This window comes from Xanthomonas sp. LMG 12460 (genome assembly GCF_009192895.1).
Taxonomy (GTDB): domain Bacteria; phylum Pseudomonadota; class Gammaproteobacteria; order Xanthomonadales; family Xanthomonadaceae; genus Xanthomonas_A; species Xanthomonas_A sontii.
Window position 1 is genome coordinate 1 of record NZ_NKUH01000168.1, and the last position, 549, is coordinate 549.

Consider the following 549-nt stretch of genomic DNA (forward strand, 5'->3'; position numbering starts at 1 on the left):
TGCGCCTGGCCAAGGCGCAGGTCGATGCCGGCAAGTCCGATGCCGCGTTGACCACGCTGCGCGCGCTCAAGGCGGACGGCGAAATGAAGGTGCTGGTCGACCATCGCGTGGCGCGGTTGCTGATTTCCGGCGGCAAGCCGCAGGACGCGCTGGCGCTGGTGGCCTCGGCCACCGATTCGCAGGGTCTGGAGATTCGCGGCGATGCGCTGATCGCGCAGGGCAAGCGCGAGGCTGCGCGCGATGCGTACGCCAAGGCGCTGACCAGCCTGGACGTGGCCTCGCCGCAGCGGCGCGTGGTCGAAACGAAATTGATGGATGCGGGCGGCAGCGTGCCGAATGCCGCGGAGCCGATCTGATGAAGGTAGTCATGTTCAAACGTGTCGCCACCGTGGCCCTGCTGGGTCTGGCCTTGTCGGGTTGCACCACCGTCAAGGGCTGGTTCGCCGGCAAGGATGCGGCCGCCAAGAAAGCCGCCGAGCCGGCCGAACTGGTGAAGTTCACCCCGTCGGTGAAGGTGGTGAAGCTGTGGTCCACCGATGCCGGCAAGGG

Annotated in this window: 1 protein-coding gene and 1 pseudogene; both read left to right on the forward strand. The window is 67.6% G+C overall.

What is annotated here, in order from left to right; all coding sequences use genetic code 11:
- The coding region (locus CEK66_RS20220) for a tetratricopeptide repeat protein (protein ID WP_152238073.1) at positions 1 to 356 on the forward strand (356 nt) is incomplete at its 5' end.
- Positions 353 to 549: pseudogene (locus CEK66_RS20225) on the forward strand (outer membrane protein assembly factor BamB); the annotation flags it as partial. The gene CEK66_RS20220 and the pseudogene CEK66_RS20225, both read left to right, overlap by 4 nt.